Raw genomic sequence first — 22,023 nt, 5'->3', positions numbered from 1 at the left:
GCGGCGACCAAGTGCGAGTGGGATGGTCACACCATCCAGATCATCGACACCCCCGGTCACGTCGACTTCACCGTTGAGGTGGAGCGCAGCCTGCGCGTGTTGGACGGCTCCGTCGCCGTGTACGACGGGGTCGCCGGCGTCGAACCGCAGACCGAGAACGTCTGGCGTCAGGCGGACAAGTACCACGTCCCGCGGATGTGCTTCGTCAACAAGCTGGACCGCACCGGCGCCAACTTCTTCCGTTGCGTCGAGATGATGCGGGAGCGGCTCGGCTCCAACACCGCGGTGATTCAGCTCCCGATCGGAAACGAGGCCGACTTCATCGGCATCGTCGACCTGGTGGAGATGAACGCCAAGGTGTGGCGCGGCGAGACCAAGCTCGGCGAGGAGTACTCCACCGAGGAGATCCCCGCCGACCTGGCCGACCAGGCCGCGGAGTACCGCGAGAAGCTGCTGGAGACCCTGGCCGACATCGACGACGACTTCGCCGAGAAGTTCCTCGAGGGCGTCGACCTGAGCGTCGCGGAGATCAAGGCCGCCATCCGCAAGGGCACGATCGACAACTCGATCAACCCCGTGCTGTGTGGCACCGCGTTCAAGAACAAGGGCGTGCAGCCCCTGCTCGACGCGGTCGTGGACTACATGCCGTCCCCGCTGGACATCAAGGCGATCCAGGGCACCAAGATGGACGGCGAGACGCCCGACGAGCGTCCCGCCGACGTGACCGTGCCGTTCAGCGCGCTGGCCTTCAAGATCCAGACGGACAAGCACCTGGGCAAGCTCACCTACGCCCGCGTCTACTCCGGACGGATCGAGACCGGTACCCAGGTCATCAACTCGACCAAGGACCGCAAGGAGCGGATCGGCAAGATCTACCAGCTGCACGCGAACAAGCGCGAGGAGCGCGATTTCGCCCAGGCCGGTGACATCATCGCCATCCAGGGTCTGAAGCAGACCACCACGGGTGACACGCTGTGTGACTCGCAGTCTCCGGTGATCCTGGAGTCCATGGTCTTCCCCGAGCCGGTCATCGACATGGCCATCGAGCCGAAGTCCAAGGCCGACCAGGACAAGCTGTCGACCGCGATTCAGCGGCTGGCCGAGGAGGACCCGACGTTCCGGGTCCACACCGAGGAGGACACCGGTCAGACGGTGATCTCCGGCATGGGCGAGCTGCACCTGGACATCCTCGTTGACCGCATGAAGCGCGAGTTCAACGTCGAGGCCAACATCGGTAAGCCGCAGGTCTCTTACCGCGAGACGATCACCAAGCGGGTGGAGAAGGTCGAGTACCTGCACAAGAAGCAGACCGGTGGTTCCGGTCAGTTCGCGCGGGTCATCGTCAGCGTGGAGCCCATTCCGATGGGCGCCGACAGCCCGACCTACGAATTCGTCAACAAGATCACCGGTGGCCGCATCCCGAAGGAGTACATCCCTTCGGTGGACGCCGGCGCGCAGGACTCGATGCAGTACGGCGTGCTGGCCGGCTACCCGCTGGTTGGCGTGAAACTGGAACTGACCGACGGTCAGTACCACGAGGTCGACTCTTCGGAGATGGCCTTCAAGATCGCCGGTTCGATGGTGATGAAGGAAGCCGCCCGCCGGGCGGGCCCGACCCTCCTCGAACCGATGATGGCCGTCGAGGTCACCACCCCGGAGGATTCCATGGGTGATGTCATCGGCGACATCAACTCTCGCCGTGGCCTGGTGCAGGAGATGGGGGAGCGGGGAACCGCTCGCGTCGTCAAAGCTCTGGTGCCGCTCAGCGAAATGTTCGGCTACGTCGGCGACCTGCGGTCGAAGACCCAGGGCCGGGCGAGCTACTCCATGCAGTTCGACTCCTACGCCGAAGTACCCGCCAATGTCGCCAAGGAGATCATCGCCAAGGCGACGGGCGAGTAGGAACCGAACCGCATAACCCGCAGCCCCCTCGCGGCATCCGTCGCGAGTGGGTCTGTACCTAGGAAATCGACGTACGAACCAACTGTCCACAGGAGGACGAAAGTGGCGAAGGCGAAGTTCGAGCGGACTAAGCCGCACGTCAACATCGGCACCATCGGTCACATCGACCACGGGAAGACGACGCTGACTGCGGCCATCACCAAGGTCCTGCACGACAAGTTCCCTGAACTTAACCCGTACACGCCGTTTGACGAGATTGACAACGCGCCGGAAGAGAAGCAGCGCGGCATCACGATCTCCATTTCGCACGTGGAGTACCAGACCGACGCGCGCCACTACGCGCACGTCGACTGCCCCGGCCACGCCGACTACATCAAGAACATGATCACCGGCGCCGCCCAGATGGACGGCGCGATCCTGGTCGTGTCGGCCACCGACGGCCCGATGCCGCAGACCCGCGAGCACGTGCTGTTGGCCCGCCAGGTCGGCGTGCCGTACATCGTTGTCGCCCTGAACAAGGCCGACATGGTGGACGACGAGGAGATCATGGAGCTCGTCGAGATGGAGGTTCGCGAACTTCTGTCCGACAACGAGTTCCCCGGCGACGACCTGCCGGTCGTCAAGGTGTCCGCTCTCAAGGCCCTGGAGGGCGACGAGAAGTGGGGCGACGCCGTCGCCGAGCTGATGAAGGCCGTCGATGAGGCGATTCCGGAGCCGGAGCGCGCCATGGACAAGCCCTTCCTGATGCCGGTCGAGGACGTCTTCACGATCACCGGTCGTGGCACCGTGGTCACCGGTCGCGTCGAGCGCGGCGTGCTGCTTCCCAACGAGGACGTCGACATCGTCGGCATCAAGGAGAAGCCGCTGTCGACCAAGGTCACCGCGATCGAGATGTTCCGCAAGACCCTGGACGACGCCCGCGCGGGTGAGAACGTGGGTCTGCTGCTGCGCGGCATCAAGCGCGAGGACGTCGAGCGCGGCATGGTGGTCATCAAGCCGGGCACCACGACCCCGCACACCGAGTTCGAGGGCCAGGTCTACGTCCTGTCCAAGGACGAGGGCGGACGGCACACGCCGTTCTTCAACAACTACCGTCCGCAGTTCTACTTCCGGACCACCGACGTCACCGGCGTGGTGACCCTCCCCGAGGGCACCGAAATGGTGATGCCCGGTGACAACACCTCGATGAAGGTGGAGCTGATCCAGCCCATCGCCATGGAGGAGGGCCTGCTGTTCGCCATCCGCGAGGGTGGACGGACCGTCGGTTCCGGCCGGGTCACCAAGATCCTGAAGTAAATACACGATCGGTAACACGGTTCATAGCCATGGACCTCACCCCCGCCTTTCGGTGGGGATGAACGTCCGGCATAATGAACAGGTTGCGTACGCGGGGGGCGGCTCCTGCACGACAAGAGCCGCCCCCCGTCCGCGCCCGGCCAAGCCGCGTGATCGCGTTGCCGCTGTTTTGGGGCATTGCGCGAGGCGGCGCCAATTCATCTCCGAAAGAGCCGGGGATGACTCTGGCCGAAAGCCACGACACGCCCGACAGCGGGGCGCGGTACCAAGCTCCTTGAGCTCGGCTCTTCGAGCCGGCCGGCCCGGCCAAACAGTGGGATTGAGAGTAGAAGGAACATGGCGGGACAGAAGATCCGCATTCGGCTTAAGGCCTACGACCACGATGTCGTGGACTCCTCGGCCCGCAAGATCGTCGAGACGGTCACCCGTACCGGCGCCAACATCGCAGGCCCCGTGCCGCTGCCAACCGAACTCAACCGCTTCTGCGTGATCCGCTCGCCGCACAAATACAAGGACTCACGCGAGCACTTCGAGATGCGCACGCACAAGCGCCTCATCGACATCCTCGACCCGACGCCCAAAACGGTGGACTCGCTCATGCGGCTCGACCTGCCGGCCGGTGTCGACATCGAGATCAAGCTGTAGGGACTCCACGAAATGGACAGGCAAGTCAACGGGATCCTGGGCACGAAGCTCGGGATGACCCAGGTCTGGGACGAGAACAACCGCGTCGTCCCGGTGACCGTGGTACAGGCCGGGCCCTGCGTCGTCACGCAGGTCCGCACCCCGGACGCTGATGGCTACCCGGCGGTGCAGCTGGCCTTCGGTCAGATCGACCCGCGCAAGGTCAACAAGCCGATGAGCGGCCACTTCGCGAAGGCCGAGGTCGCACCGCGGCGCCACCTCGTCGAGCTGCGCACCACCGACGCCACCGAGTACTCCACGGGGGACGAGGTGACCGTCGACCGCTTCACCGCGGGCGAGCTCATCGACGTCACCGGTAAGACCAAGGGCAAGGGCTACGCCGGTGTCATGAAGCGTCACGGCTTCTCCGGCCTGGGCGCCGGACACGGCGTGCAGCGCAAGCACCGCTCGCCGGGATCGATTGGCGGCTGCGCCACTCCCGGTCGCGTCTTCAAGGGCCTGCGGATGGCGGGCCGGATGGGCGGCGTGCGGCACACCGTGCAGAACCTGACGGTTCACGCCGTCGACACCGACAACAACCTGCTGCTGATCAAGGGCGCGGTGCCCGGGCCGACCGGAGGTCTGGTCCTGGTGCGCGACGCCGTGAAGGCGGCCACGTCCAAGGGTGATGCGTAATGACTCTGGAAATCGACGTCACCGACGCCTCCGGCAAGAAGACCGGGACGGTCACGCTTCCCGCCGAGCTGTTCGAGCGCGAGGTGAACATCCCGCTGATGCACCAGGTGGTGACCGCCCAGCGGGCCGCCGCGCGTCAGGGAACGCACTCGACCAAGACCCGCGGCCTGGTGGCCGGCGGTGGCACCAAGCCTTACCGCCAGAAGGGAACCGGCCGGGCCCGTCAGGGCTCGATCCGCGCGCCGCAGTACGCCGGCGGTGGCACCGTTCACGGTCCCCAGCCGCGCGACTACTCGCAGCGGACGCCCAAGAAGATGATCGCCGCCGCCCTGGCGAGCGCGCTGTCGGACCGGGCCGCCAACAACGTGGTTCACGTCGTCACCGAGTTCATCGACGACGAGACCCCGAAGACCAAGACCGCGCTGGCCGCGCTGCACGCCAACACCGACGCCAAGCGCGTCCTGGTGGTGCTGGGCCGCGACCAGGAGGTCGCCTGGAAGAGCCTGCGCAACGAGCCGTCGGTCGACCTGATCCACCCGGATCAGCTCAACACCTACGACGTGCTGGTCAACGACGCGCTGGTCTTCTCCAAGTCCGCGTTTGACGCCTTTGTGAACAGCAAGGCGGGCAAGAAAGAGGAGGCCGCGGCATGAGCAAGGTGCGCATCCCCGACCCGCGTGATGTGATCATCAAGCCGGTCATCTCCGAGAAGAGCTACGGCCTTCTCGATCAGAGCAAGTACACCTTCGAGGTCCGCCCGGACGCGAACAAGTCGCACATCAAGCTCGCCGTCGCCGAGATCTTCGGCGTCAAGGTGACGAGTGTGAACACGCTGAACCGGCAGGGCAAGCGCCGCCGCACCCGTCAGGGCTGGGGCAAGCGCAAAGACGTCAAGCACGCGATCGTGACAGTGGAAGGCGACGCGTCCCGGCTGAGCGACATCTTCGGCGGCTCGGTCGCATAGCGGCAGACGGGATATAGGAACAAATGGGTATTCGCAAACACAAGCCGACGACCCCGGGTCGTCGCGGGTCGAGCGGCTCCGACTTCTCCGAGGTCACCCGCTCCACGCCCGAGAAGTCGCTGCTGCGTCCGCTCACCAAGACCGGTGGCCGTAACTCGCGGGGCAAGATCACCTCGCGGCGTCGCGGTGGCGGACACAAGCGGGCCTACCGGCTCATCGACTTCCGGCGTCACGACAAGGACGGCGTGCCGGCCAAGGTCGCTCACATCGAGTACGACCCGAACCGCACCTCCCGGATCGCGCTGCTGCACTACGCCGACGGCGAGAAGCGGTACATCCTGTGCCCGAAGGACCTGGCGCAGGGCGCCCGGATCGAGAACGGGCCGCACGCCGACATCAAGCCCGGCAACAACCTGCCGCTGCGCAACATCCCCGTGGGCACGATCATCCACGCCGTGGAGCTGCGTCCCGGCGGCGGAGCCAAGCTGGCCCGCTCGGCCGGTTCCGGCATCCAGCTGCTGGCTCGCGAGGGCAAGTACGCGCACCTGCGCATGCCCTCGGGCGAGATCCGGCTGGTGGAGACCAAGTGCCGCGCCACGGTCGGCGAGGTCGGCAACGCCGAACAGTCGAACATCAACTGGGGCAAGGCCGGCCGGATGCGCTGGAAGGGACGTCGTCCCAAGGTGCGTGGTGTCGTCATGAACCCGGTCGACCACCCGCACGGTGGTGGTGAGGGTAAGACCTCCGGCGGTCGCCACCCGGTGAACCCGCAGGGTAAGCCCGAAGGCCGCACACGTACCAAGGGCAAAGCCAGCGACCGGCTCATCGTCCGGCGCCGTTACGCCAACCGGAAGAGGGGTTAAGGCATGCCACGCAGTTTGAAGAAGGGGCCCTTCGTCGACGACCACCTGATGAAGAAGGTGGAGAAGGCCGTCGAGTCGAAGAGCCGCAACGTGATCAAGACGTGGTCGCGGCGTTCGACGATCACCCCGGAGATGATCAACCTGACGATTGCCGTCCACGATGGACGCAAGCACGTCCCGGTCTTCATCTCCGAGAACATGGTCGGTCACAAGCTGGGCGAGTTCTCGATCACCCGGACGTTCCGCAGCCACGACAAAGACGACCGTAAGAGCCGCCGGCGCTAGCCGCGGGTGACGAAACGAGATAGGACAAACGATGGCAAGCAACGAGGCCGTAGCGGCCCCGGGCGCGAGGGCGGTGGCGCGGTTCGTTCGCGTCTCGCCGATGAAGGCGCGCCGTGTCGTCAACCTCGTTCGTGGCCTGACCGCGGACGAGGCGCTGACGGTGCTCCAGTTCGCCCCGCAGGCGGCGAGCGAGCCGGTGTACAAGGTGGTCGCCTCCGCGATCGCCAACGCCGAGAACAACGAGAAGCTCGACCGGGAGTCGCTGCTGGTCTCCGAGGCCTACGTGGACGAGGGACCGACCATGAAGCGCTACCGGCCGCGCGCGCATGGACGTGCGTACCGGATCCGCAAGCGCACCAGCCACATCACCGTGGTTCTGGAGAGCGTGCAGGCGGGCGCCCAGGCGTCCAGCGGACCGACGATGCGTCGTCCCAAGCGCCGCACCCAGGCCGCCGAGGAGGCCCCGGCTGCCGCCGAGACCACCACGGAGACCACCACCGAGGAGGAGACCGAGTAATGGGTCAAAAGATTCACCCGCACGGGTACCGGCTCGGCATCAGCTCCGCCTGGACCTCGCGCTGGTATGCCGACAAGAACTACTCCGAGTACGTCGGCGAGGACGTCAAGATCCGCAACCTCATGTCCAAGGGCATGGAGCGGGCCGGCATCGCCGAGGTGGACATCGAGCGCACCCGTGACCGGGTCCGCGTCGACATCCACACCGCCCGCCCGGGCATCGTCATCGGACGCAAGGGCGCCGAGGCGGAGCGGTTGCGCGGCAAGCTGGAGAAGCTCACCGGCAAGCAGGTGCAGTTCAACATCATCGAGGTGAAGAACCCCGAGTCGAACGCTCAGCTGGTGGCCCAGGGCATCGCCGAGCAGCTCGCCAGCCGCGTGAACTTCCGTCGCGCCATGCGCAAGTCGATCCAGTCGGCGATGCGCAACCCGACGGTCAAGGGCATCAAGGTGGCCTGCAGCGGACGACTCGGCGGCGCCGAGATGTCCCGCTCCGAGTTCTACCTCGAGGGCCAGGTGCCGCTGCACACGCTGCGCGCCAACATCGACTACGGCCTCTTCGAGGCCCGCACATCCTTCGGCCGCATCGGCGTGAAGGTGTGGATCTACCGGGACGAGGAGCGCGCCGGGCGTGCCCCTCAGGAGAACGTGCAGCGTCGTCGCGACGACCGCGACCGCGGTGGACGCGGCGAGCGCCGCGGCCGGGTGCGCTCGGGCGCCTCCGGCACCACGACCACCGGCACCGACGCGGGACGCGCCGCCTCGAGCGCCGCGGCCCAAAACACTGGTCAGGAGGGCTGAGCACAATGCTTATGCCGCGTAAGCCCCCGAAGGGCTTCCGTAAGCCGCACCACCCCAAACGTGGGGGCAAGGCCAAGGGCGGAACCCGCGTGACGTTCGGCGAGTTCGGCATCCAGGCGCTGGAGTCGGCCTACGTCACCAACCGCCAGATCGAGGCGGCTCGTATCGCCATGACCCGTCACATCAAGCGTGGCGGCAAGGTGTGGATCAACATCTTCCCCGACCAGGCACTGACCAAGAAGCCCGCCGAGACCCGGATGGGTTCCGGCAAGGGCTCGCCGGAATGGTGGATCGCCAACGTCAAGCCAGGGCGCGTGATGTTCGAGCTGTCGTTCCCCAACGAGACGACGGCGCGGGAAGCGATGCGCCGTGCCATACACAAACTTCCGATGAAATGCCGCATCGTGACACGCGAGGTGGGTGACTGATGGCCGCTGGTATCGAAGCCGCCGAGCTGCGCGAAACGTCCGATGAGGAACTGCGTACTCGGCTGCGGGAAAGCAAGGAAGAACTGTTCAATTTGCGGGTGCAGTCGGCGACCAGTCAGCTGGACAACAACCGGCGGCTGCAAACCGTCCGCCGGGACATCGCCCGGATCTACACGATCATGCGCGAGCGCGAGCTGGGTCTGTCCGCCGCGCCGACGGAGGTGGCCTGATGAGCACGCAGACGCGTACCAGCAGCCGCAAGGTCCGCGAGGGCCTGGTGGTGAGCGACAAGATGGACAAGACCGTGGTGGTCGAGGTCGAGGACCGGGTGAAGCACCCGCTCTACGGCAAGGTCCTGCGCCGTACGAAGAAGTACAAGGCGCACGACGAGCAGAACGACTGCGGCGTCGGAGACCGGGTCCAGATCATGGAGACTCGTCCGCTGTCGGCGACGAAGCGCTGGCGGATCGTCGAGATCCTCGAGAAAGCCAAGTAAGGAGATCGCGACGTGATTCAGCAAGAGTCGCGGCTGCGGGTCGCCGACAACACCGGAGCGCGGGAAGTCCTGTGTATCCGGGTGCTCGGCGGTTCCGGCCGTCGTTACGCCGGCATCGGCGATTTGTTCGTGGGAACGGTCAAGGACGCGATCCCCGGCGCCGGTGTCAAGAAGGGCGATGTGGTCAAGGCCGTGGTCGTGCGCTCCGCCAAGGAGCGCCGCCGTCCGGACGGGTCCTACATCAAGTTCGACGAGAACGCCGCCGTCCTGATCCGGGACGACGGCGAGCCGCGCGGGACCCGCATCTTCGGACCGGTCGGTCGCGAGCTGCGCGACAAGCGGTTCATGAAGATCATCTCCCTCGCGCCGGAGGTGCTGTAACCAATGAAGATCAAGAAGAACGACCGCGTGCGGATCGTCAGCGGCAAGGACAAGGGCTCCGAGGGCCGGGTCATCGAGACCCTGCCCGAGCGCGGCAAGATCATTGTCGAGGGCGTCAACCAGATCACCAAGCACACCAAGGTGGGTCAGAGCAACCGCGGGTCCAAGACCGGCGGCATCGTGACCCAGGAGGCGCCGATCGACGTCTCCAACGTGATGGTGCTGGACGCCGACAACCAGCCGACCCGCGTGGGTTACAAGTTCGACGACGAGGGCCGCAAGGTGCGCGTCTCTCGGCGTACGGGTAAGGAACTGTGATGGCGACCGCTACTGAAACCAAAGTCGCGCCCCGGCTCAAGGAGCGCTTCAGGTCGGAGATCGCTCCGGCCATGAAGGAGCGCTTCAGCTACGGCAACCCGATGGAGATCCCGACCGTTCAGAAGGTCGTGGTCAACATGGGTGTCGGCGATGCCGCGCGGGACTCCAAGCTGATCAACGGCGCGCTGAGCGACCTGGCCCAGATCACGGGCCAGAAGCCGCAGATGCGCCGGGCCAAGAAGTCCATCGCCCAGTTCAAGCTGCGCGAGGGCATGCCGATCGGCGCCAAGGCGACGCTGCGCGGCGACCGGATGTGGGAGTTCCTCGACCGGTTGCTGTCGCTGGCGCTGCCCCGCATCCGCGACTTCCGCGGCCTGTCGGACAAGCAGTTCGACGGCAGCGGCAACTACACCTTCGGTCTGACCGAGCAGTCGGTGTTCCTGGAGATCGACCAGGACAAGATCGACCGGGTGCGCGGCATGGACATCACCGTGGTCACCACCGCCAAGACCGACGACGAGGGCCGGGCGCTACTGAAGCTGCTGGGCTTCCCGTACAAGGAGAACTGACATGGCCAAGAAAGCACTGATCCACAAGGCGCAGCAGAAGCCGAAGTTCTCCTCGCGTGCCTACACCCGCTGCCAGAAGTGCGGGCGGCCCAAGGCCGTCTACCGCAAGTTCGGGCTGTGCCGCGTGTGCATCCGGTCGATGGCGCACCGGGGCGAGCTGCCCGGCGTGACCAAGGCTTCCTGGTAACAACTCAAACGGTATCGCCACAGGCCGTCCGAAAAGGACGGAACCGGGGCGAGAAGGGTATCAACAGCTATGACAATGACGGACCCCATCGCGGATATGTTGACGCGACTGCGGAACGCCAACCGCGCGTTCCACGAGGTCGTGTCCATGCCGCACTCGAAACTGAAGGCGAATGTCGCCGAGGTTTTGAAGCAGGAGGGCTACCTCTCCAACTGGCGCGTCGAGGAACCGGGTGAGGGCGAGGTCGGCAAGAAGCTGGTCATCGACCTGAAGTTCGGTGCCAACCGGGAGCGCAGCCTGGCGGGCATCCGCCGGGTGTCGAAGCCGGGTCTTCGGGTGTACGCCAAGTCCACCGAGCTGCCGCGAGTGCTGGGCGGCCTGGGAGTGGCGATTATTTCCACATCGCAGGGACTGCTGACCGATCGGCAGGCTCGCAAGCGCGGAGTGGGCGGGGAAGTCCTCGCCTACGTCTGGTAAGGGAGGTATCAGAACATGTCTCGTATCGGACGTAAAATCATCACGGTGCCCAGCGGCGTCGAGGTCTCGATCGACGGGCAGGACGTGAAGGTCAAGGGTCCCAAGGGAGAGCTCTCCCAGACCCTGGTCGACCCGATCACGGTGTCCAAGAACGACGACGGCACCCTGCAGGTCCACCGGCCGGACGACGAGCGGCGCAACCGCGCCATGCACGGCCTGTTCCGCTCGCTGGTCAACAACATGGTGGTCGGCGTCTCCGAGGGCTACAAGAAGAGCCTGGAGATCAACGGCACCGGTTACCGCTGCCAGCTGAAGGGTTCCAACCTGGAGCTGGCCCTCGGGTTCTCGCACCCGGTGGTGGTGACCCCGCCGGACGGCATCAAGTTCATCGTCGAAAGGCCCACGCTGTTCCACGTCGAGGGCATCGACAAGCAGGCCGTCGGCGAGATCGCCGCGAAGATCCGCAAGATTCGTCCGCCGGAGCCCTACAAGGGCAAGGGCGTGAAGTACGTGGACGAGCACATCCGCCGCAAGGCGGGGAAGGCAGGTAAGTAAATGTCGGCCACGCTCTCCAAGCGGCGCAAGTCGGCCAACGCGTCGCAGGCCCGTCGGGTCGCGCGCGGACGCCGCCACTTCCGGGTCCGCAAGAACATCTTCGGCACGCAGGAGCGCCCCCGTCTGGTGGTGACCCGCTCGCTGAAGCACATCGTGGCGCAGTTGGTGGACGACGACAAGGGCCACACGCTGGCCTCGGCGTCGTCCATGGACACCACGATTCGCGGTCTCGAGGGTGACAAGAAGGCCAAGGCCACCGCCGTCGGCAAGCTCATCGCCGAGCGCGGCAAGGCCGCGGGCATCGACGCGGTCATCTTCGACCGGGGCGGAAACGCCTACCACGGACGGATCGCGGCCCTGGCCGACGCCGCCCGCGACGGCGGACTGTCCTTCTAGGATGGTTCGCCAGCGAGTCGGCGCACCGCTTCATTCGTGGGGCGGCGCGCCGGCGTTATAGCCAACAAACAGAAAGAGGTAGTACCTGATGGCGGAGAGGCGCCAGGGCGGGAACACCGAGGGCGGCGGTCGCGAAGGCGGCCGCGGTCGCCGGGACCGCCGCGAGGGTGGACGGGGCGGTAAGGACGCCGCGGACAAGACCCCGCACATTGAGAAGGTCGTCACGATCAACCGTGTCGCCAAGGTCGTCAAGGGCGGTCGCCGCTTCAGCTTCACCGCGCTGGTCGTGGTGGGCGACGGCAACGGCCAGGTCGGCGTCGGCTACGGCAAGGCCAAGGAGGTGCCCGCGGCGATCGCCAAGGGCGTCGAGGAGGCCAAGAAGAACTACTTCACCGTGCCGCGCATCGGCGGGACGATCCCGCACCCGGTGATCGGCCGCGAGGCCGCCGGCGAGGTGCTGCTGAAGCCGGCCAGCGCCGGTACCGGTGTCATCGCGGGTGGTTCGGTGCGTGCCGTGCTGGAGTGCGCGGGCATACACGACGTGCTGTCCAAGAGCCTCGGCTCGGACAACGCCATCAACATCGTGCACGCCACGGTGACGGCCCTGAAGTCCCTGGAGGGACCGGAGAAGGTCGCCGCCCGCCGTGGGCTTCCCATTGAGGACGTCGCGCCGGCCGCCATGCTGCGGGCCCGTGCGGGCGTCGAGGCGTGAGGGGGTCGGTGACATGGCACGTTTGAAGGTCACGCAGACCCGGTCCAAGATCGGCACCAAGCCGAACCAGCGCGAGACGCTGCGCAGCTTGGGCCTCAAGCGCATCAACGACATAGCGATCAAAGAGGACCGTCCAGAGATCCGCGGCATGATTCACACCGTGCGGCACCTGGTCGCGGTCGAGGAGGTGGAGTAGTCGATGACTATCAAGATTCACCACCTGCGCCCGGCGCCCGGATCCAACACCCCCAAGACCCGGGTGGGTCGCGGTGAGGGTTCCAAGGGCAAGACCGCCGGTCGCGGTACCAAGGGAACCAAGGCCCGCAAGAACGTCCCGATGTTCCTGGAGGGCGGCGGCGTGCCGCTGCACATGCGGCTGCCGAAGTTGAAGGGGTTCAAGAACCGCTTCAAGGTCTACTACCAGGTCGTGAACCTGGACAAGCTGGCCGAGCTGTTCCCGAAGGGCGGCAGCGTCGGCCCCGCCGAACTGGTGCGCGCCGGTGCCGTCCGCAAGGGGCAGCTGGTGAAGGTGCTGGGCTCGGGAGACCTCGCCGGCGTGAAGCTGGAGATCTCGGCGCACGCCTTCTCCCGCAACGCCAAGGACGAGATCCTCGCGGCCGGTGGCACCGCCACCGTGCTGGACAAGCGGAACTGACTCCACAGTGGTGGGCCGGTCGCCTGACATGGCGGCCGGCCCACTGCCATATGGGTCAAACCGGGCATACGCGCTCCGCCAACGGCTCGCGAACGGCGGGTGCTGTGTCCTCACATAGCCGGACTGTTAAAGTCCACCACGCGGCTCGTATGTGCGGGTCGGCACAATACGACGCCCAAGGCCACTGACCCCGGTGGCGGCAGTTGCTGGAGGAACCTTAAGTTGCTCACCGCATTCTTCAGTGCGTTCCGCACGCCTGATCTGCGCAAAAAACTCCTCTTCACCTTGTTCATCCTGGTGCTGTATCGGCTGGGGGCGTCGATCCCGAGCCCGGGCGTCGCGTACGGCAAGGTCGAGGAGTGCATCCAGCTGGAGAAGGAGAGCAGCGTCTTCACGCTGCTGAACCTGTTCTCCGGCGGCGCGCTGCTGAAGTTGTCGGTGCTGGCGTTGGGCATCATGCCCTACATCACCTCCAGCATCATCCTGCAGCTGTTGACCGTGGTGATTCCGCGGCTGGAGCAGCTGAAGAAGGAAGGCCCCGCGGGGCAGCAGAAGATCACCCAGTACACGCGGTACCTGACCCTGGGACTGGGCGTCCTTCAGGCCTCGGGCTACATCGCGCTGGCGCGTTCCGGTCAGCTGTTCAGCCCCGGTAACGCGGGCAACGCGCCGCAGTCGTGTAAGGAGATCATCGCCGACACCAGTTCCAAGAGCGTCGGTCTGCCCATGCCGATCACCCTGATCATGATCGTGGTCGTCATGACCGCCGGAACCGCGATGATCATGTGGTTCGGTGAGCTGATCACCGACAAGGGCATCGGTAACGGCATGTCCGTGGTCATCTTCTCGTCGATCGCCGCGCAGCTGCCCGGCCAGATCTGGAACATCAAGCAGTCGGAGAAGGGCTCGGGCTGGTTCATCTTCGCCGCCATCATCGTGGTGGGTATCGCGATCATGGCCGCGGTGGTCTTCATCGAACAGTCGCAGCGCCGGATTCCGGTGCAGTACGCCAAGAAACAGGTGGGGCGGCGGATGTACGGGGGCTCGTCCACCTACATCCCGCTGAAGGTCAACCAGGCGGGCGTCATCCCCGTGATCTTCGGTTCCTCGCTGCTGTACATCCCGACGCTGATCTCGCAGTTCTACCGGTCGGACGCCAAGCCGCCGGCCTGGGTCGTGTTCATCAACACCTACCTGGCGAATCAGAGCAGCTGGGTCTATACAGTCTGCTATTTCCTGCTTATCATCTTTTTCACATACTTCTACGTTTCGATCAACTTCAACCCGAATGAAGTCGCCGATAACATGAAGAAGTTCGGCGGTTTCATTCCCGGTCGGCGTCCAGGCAAGCCCACTGCCCAGTACCTCGAGCACGTGTTGTCGCGTCTGACATTGCCCGGAGCGGTCTATCTTGGTCTGATCGCGGTACTTCCCAACCTCGCGATCATCGCCTTCGGCGGTGCTCAGGTGTTCCAGAAGTTCCCGTTCGGCGGTACCTCGGTGCTGATCATGGTCGGTGTCGGCCTGGAGAGCGTCAAGCAGATCGAAAGCCAGCTGATGCAGCGAAACTATGAGGGTTTCCTTAAAAAATAGGGAGGCTGGTGTTTATGAGGTTGGTACTTGTAGGGCCGCCTGGGGCGGGCAAGGGCACGCAGGCGGAGTACATCGCCACCCAGCTCTCCGTGCCCAAGATCTCGACGGGCGACATCTTCCGGGCCAACGTCACCGGAGGGACGCCGCTGGGCCTGGAGGCCAAGCGGTACATGGACGCCGGAGACCTGGTGCCCGACAAGGTCACCATCGACATGGTGCGCGACCGGCTGGCCGAGCCGGACGCCGCCGACGGTTTTCTGCTGGACGGCTTCCCGCGCACCGTGCCGCAGGCACAGGCGCTGGACAAGCTGCTGGCCGACATGGGCAGCGGGCTCGACCTGGTGCTGGAGCTGGTCGTCGACAACGACGAGGTGGTCCGGCGGCTGTCGGGGCGGCGCACCTGCCACGGCTGCGGCAAGATCTGGCACGTCGAGTTCGACCGCACCCAGGTGGAGGGGCGCTGCGACCGCTGCGGCGGCGAGCTCTACCAGCGCGACGACGACAAGCCCGAGACCATCACCAAGCGGCTCGAGGTGTACGCCAACGAGACCGCGCCGCTGATCGGCTTCTACGGCAAGGCCGGGAAGCTCGTCGGCATCGACGCCACCGGCCCGGTGGAGGACGTCACCGCCCGAGCCCTGGACGCCCTGTCGTCCTACGAGACCTGATGTTCTCCCGCGACCGCATTCAATACAAGACGCCCGAGCAGTTTCGCCGGATGCGCGCCGCCGGCCTGGTGGTGGCCGCCGTGCACGACGCGATGCGCGAGGCCGTCAAGCCCGGCGTCTCCACCAAGGACCTCGACGTGCTGGCCGAGAAGGTGATCCGCTCCAGCGGCGGCGTCCCGTCGTTCCTGGGCTACGACATCGGCAACGGGCCGTACCCGGGCTCGATCTGCTCGTCCGTCAACGACCAGGTGGTGCACGCGATCCCTTCGCCCACACAGGTTCTGGAAGACGGCGACCTGATCTCCATCGACGTCGGCGCGATCGTCGACGGCTGGCACGGAGACGCCGCCATCACCCTGGGGGTGGGCGAGGTCGCCAAGGAGCTCACCGCGTTGGTGAGCGCCTGCGAGGAGGCGATGTGGGCCGGCATCCGGGCCGCCGCCACCGCGCGCCGGCTCGGCGACATCTCCTTCGCCATCCAGACCTCGATCCAGGACGCCGGAGACTACGGCATCGTGACCGGCTTCGGCGGGCACGGCATCGGCACCGAGATGCACCAGGACCCGCACGTGCTGAACTACGGGCGCAGCGGGGTCGGCCCGAAGATCCGGCCCGGCATGGCGCTGGCCCTGGAGCCGATGATCACCCTGGGCGAGGCCGAGATCGTCGAGGACGACGACGGCTGGACCGTCTCCACCGCCGACGGCACCCCCGCCGCCCACACCGAGCACTCCATCGCCGTCTGCGACGACGGCATCTGGGTGCTGACGGCCCCCGACGGGGGAGCCGAGCGCCTGGGTGAGTCCCTGGCGTCCCTGGCGCGGCAGTGACGATGGCGGCCGCGAGAATTGTGTGGCCGTACGGATATCGACGCCGCCTCGCGGTAATGGCAGGATGATTTCATGTCCAGCGAGGAGCCACTGCCCGATGTCCGGCCGGGGGATAAGCGTGCGTCGGATGCCGACCGTCAAGCCGTCGCCGATCGGCTGCGCGTCGCCCAGAACGAGGGCCGCCTCGACCTGTCCGAGTACGACGAGCGCCTGCAGCAGGCATACGGTGCCAAGACCTACGCCGAACTCGACGCGCTGATCGCCGACATCCCCGGGGTCGCCTCGGTCAGCAAGTCGCAGGTGGAGCCCGCGCCGCCTCCCACGCCGCCGAGCGAGGGCCGCGGAGACCGCTGGGAGCGCCGCCGCGACCGGCGCCGCGATCGTCGGCGCACCCTGACGGGCATCTGGTCGGGCTTCGGCTCGATATTCATCATCACCAACGGCATCTGGCTGCTGCAGTGGGTCACCTCCGACCACCTGCGTCCGCCGGGCTACTGGCCGATCTGGGTCTGGGGCATCATCGCCGTGTTGAGCTTCGCCGGCTCCTGGGACCGCCACGGCAGACGCTGATCCGCTTTAATGGACGCGACCGTGTAGTGGCAGCCCCCGACATGAGAGAACCCTGGTGAACGACAAAGACAAGCTGCGCATCGGCGATTCCGACCGCGAGTTGGTGTCGCGACTGCTGAAGTCGGCCGTGGACGAGGGGCGGCTGAGCCTGGCCGAATACGACGACCGCCTCCAGCAGGTGTACGAGGCCAAGACGGTCGGCGACCTCGACCCGATCACCGGCGACCTGATGGGGGCCGGACGCGGCGTCCTGGCGGTCACCGAGTCCGGTGATCTGGCGCCCCGGGTGGAACGGCCGCAAGGCTCGCCCCCGCCGCAGCGGCGCCGGCGCCCCCGCCACGACCGCACCCCCGACTGGATCAAGTGGATGTGGTTCGGCGGCGTCGTGCCCATGGTGATCTGCACCGTGATCTGGGTGATCAGCCAGGTGGCCGGCAGCGGCGACCCGGACTTCTGGCCCATCTGGGTGATCGGGACGGTCGCGGCGCCGATGCTGTGCGTCACGGGCATGGAGCGCTTCCTGATCCGCCCGTCGCTGCAACAGCGTGACGGGAATCGCGCGCCCGGCACCGAATAATCGGCCGCCGCACCGTGTAGATAAATACCGTGGACTCCCTCGTCGAATCCGGGCTCACGATCGCCGGACAGCACGTCTCCTGGGCGGAGCTGTTCGGGCAGATCGCCGCCGTCACCGTGGTGTTGTTGGCGGCCAAGCGGACCCTGTGGGTGTGGCCGGTGCAGATCCTGGCGACGGTGCTGCTGTTCGTGGTGTACACCGACGCCCACCTGGGCGGCCTGCGCGACCGCCAGGTCGCGATCCTGCTGATCTCGCTGTACGGCTGGTGGGTGTGGTGGCGGCACCGCCGCGACGTCTTCGGCATGCCGGTGCGGCGCGCCACCCGCGGGGAGTGGTTCCTGGTGACCGGCGCGATGGTCCTGGGCACCGTCGGCTACGCCCTGTACCTCACCTGGGCGGGCGGCTCCTGGTCGCCGTGGCCCGACGCGTGGATCTTCATCGGCACCGTCGTGGCCTTCGCCGCGCAGGGGCGCGGGCTGGTGGAGTTCTGGTTCGTGTGGCTGGCGGTGGACGCCGTCGCCGTGCCGCTGCAACTGGCCAGCGGGCTGTGGTTCTCCGCGCTGATCTACGTGGTGTTCGCCGTGCTGGTGATCCGCGGCTACGTCGCCTGGTCGCGCAGCGCGCGCAAGCTCGAGGCGCTGGCGGGTCAGGGGACACCCTGAGTTCCCACCTATTCCACCGGCACGATCCCCTGCCGGCCGGCTTTGTCCTGTAACTTCGTCCGGAATGACTCCCGGAACCCCTGAACCCCGACCGCCGAGTTACATGCGTGACACCGCGGTATTCGTCGGCTCCTGGCTCCGCGCCCCCGGCAAGACCGGGGCCGTGTGGCCGTCCTCGCGCTTCCTGGCCCGCCGGCTCGCCTCCGTGCTGGAGGGCCACGCCGAGCCCACCGTCGCCGAGCTGGGGCCGGGAACGGGGCCCACCACCGCGCAGATCCAGCACCGCCTGCGCGGCAAGGGAAGGCACGTCGCCATCGACCTGAACGAGGAGTTCGTCACCCGCTTGCGAACCCGCTTCCCCGATGTGGAGGTGGTGTGCGAATCCGCGGCTGAACTGCCGCGCATCCTCAAGGATCGCGACATCGGCGCGGTCGACGCGGTGATCAGCGGCCTGCCGTTCGCGGCCTTCCCCGAGGGCCTGCAGCGCGACATCCTGGACGCGGTGGTGGCGGCGCTGCACCCCCGGCACGGGGTCTTCACGACGTTCAACTACGTCGGCTCGTACGCGTTCCCCCCGGGGGAGCGGTTTCGCAGGCTACTGGGCGAGCGATTCAGCGACGTGTGCGTCCGCGGCCCGGAGATGCGCAACTTCCCGCCCGCGCACGTCCTGACGGCCCGCGGGCCCCGAATCGCGGCGTGACACGCCCGACCACGGGGCGGGTGGTCGACGCCTGGGGAGGGCGAGTAGACTCTCCAGACGGTGCTGAGCGCCTGGTCCGTCATGCCCGTGCGCGCTTCCTCGGGAGACGGCCGCGGCTGAGGGCGTTCGACATCAGAGTATTCAGATCCGACAAGTCACGGTAGCGGAGGACATGCCGAAAAAAGACGGCGCGATTGAGATAGAGGGCCGGGTCATTGAACCCCTCCCGAACGCCATGTTCCGGGTGGAGCTGACCAATGGTCACAAGGTCTTGGCGCACATCAGCGGCAAGATGCGTCAGCACTACATTCGCATTCTTCCGGAGGACCGGGTGGTGGTGGAGCTTTCGCCATACGACCTGTCCCGTGGGCGAATCGTCTACCGGTACCGCTGATTTCCAACCACAAGTAGGGCTCGTGAAGGTCAAACCGAGCGTCAAGAAGATCTGCAAGAACTGCCGCACCATTCGCCGCAACGGCCGGGTCATGGTCATTTGTTCCACCGACCCGCGCCACAAGCAGCGTCAGGGCTGACAGTGGTTCGCGCGGACTTCGCCGAAGGACGCACCACATAAGACACAAACACTGTTCGCGAGCGGGCGTCACGCGCCCGCTTCGCCCCCGGATCGTCAGGCCGGGGCCCCGCCCGGGCTGGCGGGGAATCAGCGAACGGTGCAGACCTGGCGACGATTCAAGGAGACAACGCCCGCACATGGCACGTTTGGTTGGTGTCGATCTGCCGCGCGAGAAGCGCGTCGAGATCGCCCTTACTTACATCTTCGGTGTCGGCCGCACTCGTGCCGTCGAGACCTGCGTGACGACGGGCATCAGCCCGTCCAAGCGCGTCCACGAACTCACCGACGCCGAGCTCGTGCAGCTCCGCGATCACATCGAGGCGAACTACCAGGTGGAGGGTGACCTGCGCCGCAGCGTCGCCGCCGACATTCGCCGCAAGGTTGAGATCGGTTGCTACCAGGGAATCCGGCACCGCCGCGGTCTGCCGGTTCATGGTCAGCGCACCCGCACCAACGCGCGCACCCGCAAGGGTCCGAAGCGCACGGTCGCGGGCAAGAAGAAGCCCGGCAAGAAGTAATAGACGTTTAGGAGCGCACTCAGTCAATGGCTGGTCCGAAGCGCGGCGGATCGAAGGTCCGCCGCAAGGAAAAGAAGAACATCGCGGCGGGACACGCCCACATCAAGAGCACCTTCAACAACACGATCGTGTCGATCACCGACCCCACGGGCGCGGTGATCTCGTGGTCGTCGTCCGGCCAGGTCGGGTTCAAGGGCTCTCGTAAGTCCACGCCGTTCGCCGCGCAGATGGCCGCCGAGGCCGCCGCGCGTCGCGCCATGGAGCACGGCATGCGCAAGGTCGACGTGTTCGTCAAGGGCCCGGGCTCGGGCCGCGAGACCGCGATCCGTTCGCTCCAGGCCGCCGGCCTCGAGGTCGGGTCGATTTCCGATGTCACTCCGCAGCCGCACAACGGCTGCCGTCCGCCCAAGCGGCGCCGGGTCTGAGGGGGTTAGCTGAAATGGCTCGTCACACTGGAGCGGATTGCCGCCGTTGCCGACGCGAGAAGATGAAGCTGTTCCTCAAGGGCAGCAAGTGCGAGAGCGCGAAGTGCCCGCTGGAGTCGCGGCCCTTCCCGCCCGGGCAGCACGGACGCGGTCGTCCCAAGGAGACCGAGTACCTGCTGCAGCTTCGCGAGAAGCAGAAGGCCAAGCGCACCTACGGTGTGCTGGAGAAGCAGTTCAGCAAGTACTACGTCGAGGCCAACCGGCGCACCGGCAAGACCGGTGAGGAACTGCTGAAGATCCTCGAGTCCCGTCTGGACAACGTGGTTTACCGCGCCGGATTCGCCAAGTCGCGCGACATGGCGCGGCAGCTGGTCAAGCACGGCCACTTCAAGGTCAACGGACGCAAGGTGGACATCCCGTCCTTCCTGGTCACCCCGAAGGACATCATCGAGGTGCGGCCCAAGTCGGTGGAGATGACGCCGTTCGTGGTGGCGCGCGCCGAGGCCGGCGAGAAGATCATTCCCGCCTGGCTGGAGCCGATCCCGTCCAAGATGAAGATCCTGGTCCACAACCTGCCCGAGCGCCAGGTCATCGACACCCAGGTGCAGGAGCAGCTCATCGTCGAGCTCTACTCGAAGTAGTAGCGCGGCCCGCGCGGCGCGTTCACATCCTTTGTGGACGCTCCGCGCATCCCATTGTTCATGACGTCATATAGCGGGCGTCAGAAACGCAAAGGAAGTACGAAGTGCTCATCACTCAGCGGCCCAGTCTGGCCGAGGAGAACCTGTCGGAGACCCGTTCCCGGTTCGCCATCGAACCGCTGGAGCCGGGATTCGGTTACACGCTCGGCAACTCGCTGCGGCGCACCCTGCTGTCGTCCATCCCGGGCGCGGCGGTCACGTCCATCAAGGTCGACGGCGTGCTCCACGAGTTCACCACCATCCCCGGCGCCAAAGAGGACGTCGTGGAGCTGGTGCTCAACGTCAAGCAGCTGTGCGTCAGCTCCGAACACGACGAACCCGTGACCATGTACCTGCGCAAGCAGGGCCCCGGCGACGTCACCGCCGGAGACATTCAGCCGCCGTCGGGCGTCACCGTCCACAACCCGGAGCTGAAGCTGGCCACCCTCAACGGCAAGGGCCGCCTCGACATGGAGCTCATCGTCGAGCGGGGACGCGGTTACGTGTCGGCGCCGCAGAACAAGCAGGCGGGGGCGGGCATCGGCCGCATCCCCGTCGACTCGATCTACTCGCCCGTGATCAAGGTGAGCTACCGGGTGGAGGCCACCCGCGTCGAGCAGCGCACCGACTTCGACAAGCTCATCATCGACGTCGAGACCAAGCCGTCGACCAGCCCGCGCACCGCGCTGGCGTCCGCGGGATCCACCCTGGTGGAGCTGTTCGGGCTCTACCGCGAGCTGGACTCCGCCGCCGAGGGCATCGACGTGGGCCCGTCCCCGGCCGACGCCCAGCTGGCCGCCGACATGGCGCTGCCGATCGAGGAGCTGGAACTCACCGTCCGCTCCTACAACTGCCTGAAGCGCGAGGGCGTCGACACCGTCGGCGAGCTGGTCACCCGCACCGAGGCCGACCTGCTGGACATCCGCAACTTCGGCCAGAAGTCGATCGACGAGGTCAAGATGAAGCTCGCGGGTCTCGGGCTGGCGCTCAAGGACTCCCCGGGCACCTTCGACCCGGCCGAGGCCGCCGCGGCCTACGACGACAACGAGTACGACGAGTTCGACGACGGAGAAGACCTCCGCGAGACCGAACAACTCTAAGAGCC

36 protein-coding genes are annotated in these 22,023 nt (G+C 66.3%); all 36 read left to right on the top strand.

Annotated features, from left to right (window positions below):
- The coding region (fusA, locus tag VE172_RS14180) for an elongation factor G (protein ID WP_324802571.1) at positions 1-1,902 on the top strand (1,902 nt) is incomplete at its 5' end.
- Positions 1,903-2,004: 102 nt separating this feature from the next.
- Positions 2,005-3,198, top strand: coding sequence for an elongation factor Tu (tuf, locus tag VE172_RS14175; protein ID WP_324802570.1), 1,194 nt, complete (start codon positions 2,005-2,007; stop codon positions 3,196-3,198).
- Between the two features lie 336 nt (positions 3,199-3,534).
- Complete coding sequence (rpsJ, locus tag VE172_RS14170; protein ID WP_013016465.1) at positions 3,535-3,843, top strand: 30S ribosomal protein S10; 309 nt, start codon at positions 3,535-3,537, stop codon at positions 3,841-3,843.
- A 12-nt stretch (positions 3,844-3,855) separates the two neighbouring features.
- Positions 3,856-4,518, top strand: coding sequence for a 50S ribosomal protein L3 (gene rplC / locus VE172_RS14165; RefSeq protein WP_324802569.1), 663 nt, complete (start codon positions 3,856-3,858; stop codon positions 4,516-4,518).
- Positions 4,518-5,171, top strand: coding sequence for a 50S ribosomal protein L4 (gene rplD, locus VE172_RS14160; RefSeq protein WP_324802568.1), 654 nt, complete (start codon positions 4,518-4,520; stop codon positions 5,169-5,171). The genes rplC and rplD overlap by 1 nt, the downstream gene beginning before the upstream one ends.
- On the top strand, positions 5,168-5,482 hold the full coding sequence (gene rplW, locus VE172_RS14155; RefSeq protein ID WP_324802567.1) for a 50S ribosomal protein L23: 315 nt from the start codon (positions 5,168-5,170) through the stop codon (positions 5,480-5,482). The genes rplD and rplW overlap by 4 nt, the downstream gene beginning before the upstream one ends.
- A gap of 23 nt (positions 5,483-5,505) precedes the next feature.
- Positions 5,506-6,345 carry a 50S ribosomal protein L2 gene (gene rplB / locus VE172_RS14150; RefSeq protein ID WP_324802566.1) on the top strand — a complete coding sequence of 280 codons (840 nt, stop codon included), beginning with the start codon at positions 5,506-5,508 and terminating at the stop codon, positions 6,343-6,345.
- 3 nt (positions 6,346-6,348) lie between these two features.
- On the top strand, positions 6,349-6,630 hold the full coding sequence (rpsS, locus tag VE172_RS14145; protein WP_324802565.1) for a 30S ribosomal protein S19: 282 nt from the start codon (positions 6,349-6,351) through the stop codon (positions 6,628-6,630).
- Positions 6,631-6,661: 31 nt separating this feature from the next.
- On the top strand, positions 6,662-7,147 hold the full coding sequence (gene rplV / locus VE172_RS14140) for a 50S ribosomal protein L22 (protein WP_349258377.1): 486 nt from the start codon (positions 6,662-6,664) through the stop codon (positions 7,145-7,147).
- On the top strand, positions 7,147-7,947 hold the full coding sequence (gene rpsC, locus VE172_RS14135; RefSeq protein WP_324802564.1) for a 30S ribosomal protein S3: 801 nt from the start codon (positions 7,147-7,149) through the stop codon (positions 7,945-7,947). Before rplV ends, rpsC begins: the two co-directional genes overlap by 1 nt.
- Before the next feature lie 5 nt (positions 7,948-7,952).
- On the top strand, positions 7,953-8,375 hold the full coding sequence (rplP, locus tag VE172_RS14130) for a 50S ribosomal protein L16 (RefSeq protein ID WP_324802563.1): 423 nt from the start codon (positions 7,953-7,955) through the stop codon (positions 8,373-8,375).
- Positions 8,375-8,605, top strand: a complete 231-nt coding sequence (gene rpmC, locus VE172_RS14125; protein ID WP_324802562.1) for a 50S ribosomal protein L29 — start codon at positions 8,375-8,377, stop codon at positions 8,603-8,605. The genes rplP and rpmC overlap by 1 nt, the downstream gene beginning before the upstream one ends.
- Positions 8,605-8,871, top strand: coding sequence for a 30S ribosomal protein S17 (rpsQ, locus tag VE172_RS14120; protein ID WP_324802561.1), 267 nt, complete (start codon positions 8,605-8,607; stop codon positions 8,869-8,871). The genes rpmC and rpsQ overlap by 1 nt, the downstream gene beginning before the upstream one ends.
- Before the next feature lie 12 nt (positions 8,872-8,883).
- On the top strand, positions 8,884-9,252 hold the full coding sequence (rplN, locus tag VE172_RS14115) for a 50S ribosomal protein L14 (RefSeq protein WP_324802560.1): 369 nt from the start codon (positions 8,884-8,886) through the stop codon (positions 9,250-9,252).
- A gap of 3 nt (positions 9,253-9,255) precedes the next feature.
- Positions 9,256-9,570 carry a 50S ribosomal protein L24 gene (gene rplX / locus VE172_RS14110; protein ID WP_324802559.1) on the top strand — a complete coding sequence of 105 codons (315 nt, stop codon included), beginning with the start codon at positions 9,256-9,258 and terminating at the stop codon, positions 9,568-9,570.
- Positions 9,570-10,139 carry a 50S ribosomal protein L5 gene (gene rplE, locus VE172_RS14105; RefSeq protein WP_324802558.1) on the top strand — a complete coding sequence of 190 codons (570 nt, stop codon included), beginning with the start codon at positions 9,570-9,572 and terminating at the stop codon, positions 10,137-10,139. The genes rplX and rplE overlap by 1 nt, the downstream gene beginning before the upstream one ends.
- A 1-nt stretch (position 10,140) precedes the next feature.
- Positions 10,141-10,326 (top strand): type Z 30S ribosomal protein S14, encoded by a 186-nt coding sequence (locus VE172_RS14100; protein WP_013016479.1) that lies wholly within the window; start codon positions 10,141-10,143, stop codon positions 10,324-10,326.
- A gap of 69 nt (positions 10,327-10,395) precedes the next feature.
- Positions 10,396-10,803, top strand: a complete 408-nt coding sequence (rpsH, locus tag VE172_RS14095; RefSeq protein WP_324802557.1) for a 30S ribosomal protein S8 — start codon at positions 10,396-10,398, stop codon at positions 10,801-10,803.
- A 15-nt stretch (positions 10,804-10,818) separates the two neighbouring features.
- The gene (rplF, locus tag VE172_RS14090) at positions 10,819-11,358 is read left to right on the top strand and encodes a 50S ribosomal protein L6 (RefSeq protein WP_324802556.1); all 540 of its coding nucleotides are present in this window, start codon (positions 10,819-10,821) and stop codon (positions 11,356-11,358) included.
- A complete protein-coding gene (gene rplR / locus VE172_RS14085) occupies positions 11,359-11,754 on the top strand; it encodes a 50S ribosomal protein L18 (RefSeq protein WP_324802555.1) in 396 nt (131 codons plus the stop codon).
- Between the two features lie 88 nt (positions 11,755-11,842).
- Entirely contained in the window at positions 11,843-12,466 is a 624-nt protein-coding gene (rpsE, locus tag VE172_RS14080; protein ID WP_324802554.1) for a 30S ribosomal protein S5, read from the top strand.
- A gap of 13 nt (positions 12,467-12,479) precedes the next feature.
- The gene (gene rpmD, locus VE172_RS14075) at positions 12,480-12,662 is read left to right on the top strand and encodes a 50S ribosomal protein L30 (RefSeq protein WP_324802553.1); all 183 of its coding nucleotides are present in this window, start codon (positions 12,480-12,482) and stop codon (positions 12,660-12,662) included.
- A 3-nt stretch (positions 12,663-12,665) separates the two neighbouring features.
- A complete protein-coding gene (gene rplO, locus VE172_RS14070; protein WP_324802552.1) occupies positions 12,666-13,121 on the top strand; it encodes a 50S ribosomal protein L15 in 456 nt (151 codons plus the stop codon).
- A 222-nt stretch (positions 13,122-13,343) separates the two neighbouring features.
- Positions 13,344-14,714, top strand: coding sequence for a preprotein translocase subunit SecY (secY, locus tag VE172_RS14065; RefSeq protein ID WP_324802551.1), 1,371 nt, complete (start codon positions 13,344-13,346; stop codon positions 14,712-14,714).
- Between the two features lie 14 nt (positions 14,715-14,728).
- Positions 14,729-15,382: an adenylate kinase gene (locus VE172_RS14060; protein ID WP_324802550.1), complete on the top strand. Its 654-nt coding sequence runs from the start codon at positions 14,729-14,731 to the stop codon at positions 15,380-15,382.
- Positions 15,382-16,212, top strand: a complete 831-nt coding sequence (gene map / locus VE172_RS14055) for a type I methionyl aminopeptidase (RefSeq protein WP_324802549.1) — start codon at positions 15,382-15,384, stop codon at positions 16,210-16,212. The genes VE172_RS14060 and map overlap by 1 nt, the downstream gene beginning before the upstream one ends.
- Positions 16,213-16,284: 72 nt before the next feature.
- Positions 16,285-16,782 (top strand): DUF1707 SHOCT-like domain-containing protein, encoded by a 498-nt coding sequence (locus VE172_RS14050; RefSeq protein ID WP_324802548.1) that lies wholly within the window; start codon positions 16,285-16,287, stop codon positions 16,780-16,782.
- Between the two features lie 55 nt (positions 16,783-16,837).
- A complete protein-coding gene (locus tag VE172_RS14045; protein WP_324802547.1) occupies positions 16,838-17,359 on the top strand; it encodes a DUF1707 SHOCT-like domain-containing protein in 522 nt (173 codons plus the stop codon).
- Between the two features lie 29 nt (positions 17,360-17,388).
- A complete protein-coding gene (locus VE172_RS14040; RefSeq protein WP_324802546.1) occupies positions 17,389-18,021 on the top strand; it encodes a nicotinamide mononucleotide transporter family protein in 633 nt (210 codons plus the stop codon).
- A 103-nt stretch (positions 18,022-18,124) separates the two neighbouring features.
- Positions 18,125-18,721: a class I SAM-dependent methyltransferase gene (locus VE172_RS14035; RefSeq protein ID WP_324802545.1), complete on the top strand. Its 597-nt coding sequence runs from the start codon at positions 18,125-18,127 to the stop codon at positions 18,719-18,721.
- A 172-nt stretch (positions 18,722-18,893) separates the two neighbouring features.
- Positions 18,894-19,115: a translation initiation factor IF-1 gene (infA, locus tag VE172_RS14030; RefSeq protein WP_013016493.1), complete on the top strand. Its 222-nt coding sequence runs from the start codon at positions 18,894-18,896 to the stop codon at positions 19,113-19,115.
- 22 nt (positions 19,116-19,137) lie between these two features.
- Positions 19,138-19,254 carry a 50S ribosomal protein L36 gene (gene rpmJ, locus VE172_RS14025; protein ID WP_324802544.1) on the top strand — a complete coding sequence of 39 codons (117 nt, stop codon included), beginning with the start codon at positions 19,138-19,140 and terminating at the stop codon, positions 19,252-19,254.
- A gap of 178 nt (positions 19,255-19,432) precedes the next feature.
- Positions 19,433-19,813: a 30S ribosomal protein S13 gene (rpsM, locus tag VE172_RS14020; RefSeq protein WP_324802543.1), complete on the top strand. Its 381-nt coding sequence runs from the start codon at positions 19,433-19,435 to the stop codon at positions 19,811-19,813.
- Positions 19,814-19,839: 26 nt separating this feature from the next.
- Positions 19,840-20,238 carry a 30S ribosomal protein S11 gene (gene rpsK / locus VE172_RS14015; protein ID WP_324802542.1) on the top strand — a complete coding sequence of 133 codons (399 nt, stop codon included), beginning with the start codon at positions 19,840-19,842 and terminating at the stop codon, positions 20,236-20,238.
- Positions 20,239-20,252: 14 nt separating this feature from the next.
- Positions 20,253-20,879, top strand: coding sequence for a 30S ribosomal protein S4 (gene rpsD / locus VE172_RS14010; RefSeq protein ID WP_324802541.1), 627 nt, complete (start codon positions 20,253-20,255; stop codon positions 20,877-20,879).
- A 104-nt stretch (positions 20,880-20,983) separates the two neighbouring features.
- Positions 20,984-22,018, top strand: coding sequence for a DNA-directed RNA polymerase subunit alpha (locus VE172_RS14005; RefSeq protein ID WP_324802540.1), 1,035 nt, complete (start codon positions 20,984-20,986; stop codon positions 22,016-22,018).
- The last annotated feature ends 5 nt before the right edge of the window (positions 22,019-22,023 follow it).

Origin of the sequence: Stackebrandtia sp. (assembly GCF_035643755.1) — a bacterium.
In the GTDB taxonomy this organism is placed as follows: domain Bacteria; phylum Actinomycetota; class Actinomycetes; order Mycobacteriales; family Micromonosporaceae; genus Stackebrandtia.
The sequence above is the reverse complement of the archived record's forward strand: the minus strand, read 5'-3'. Positions and strand labels throughout refer to the sequence as shown.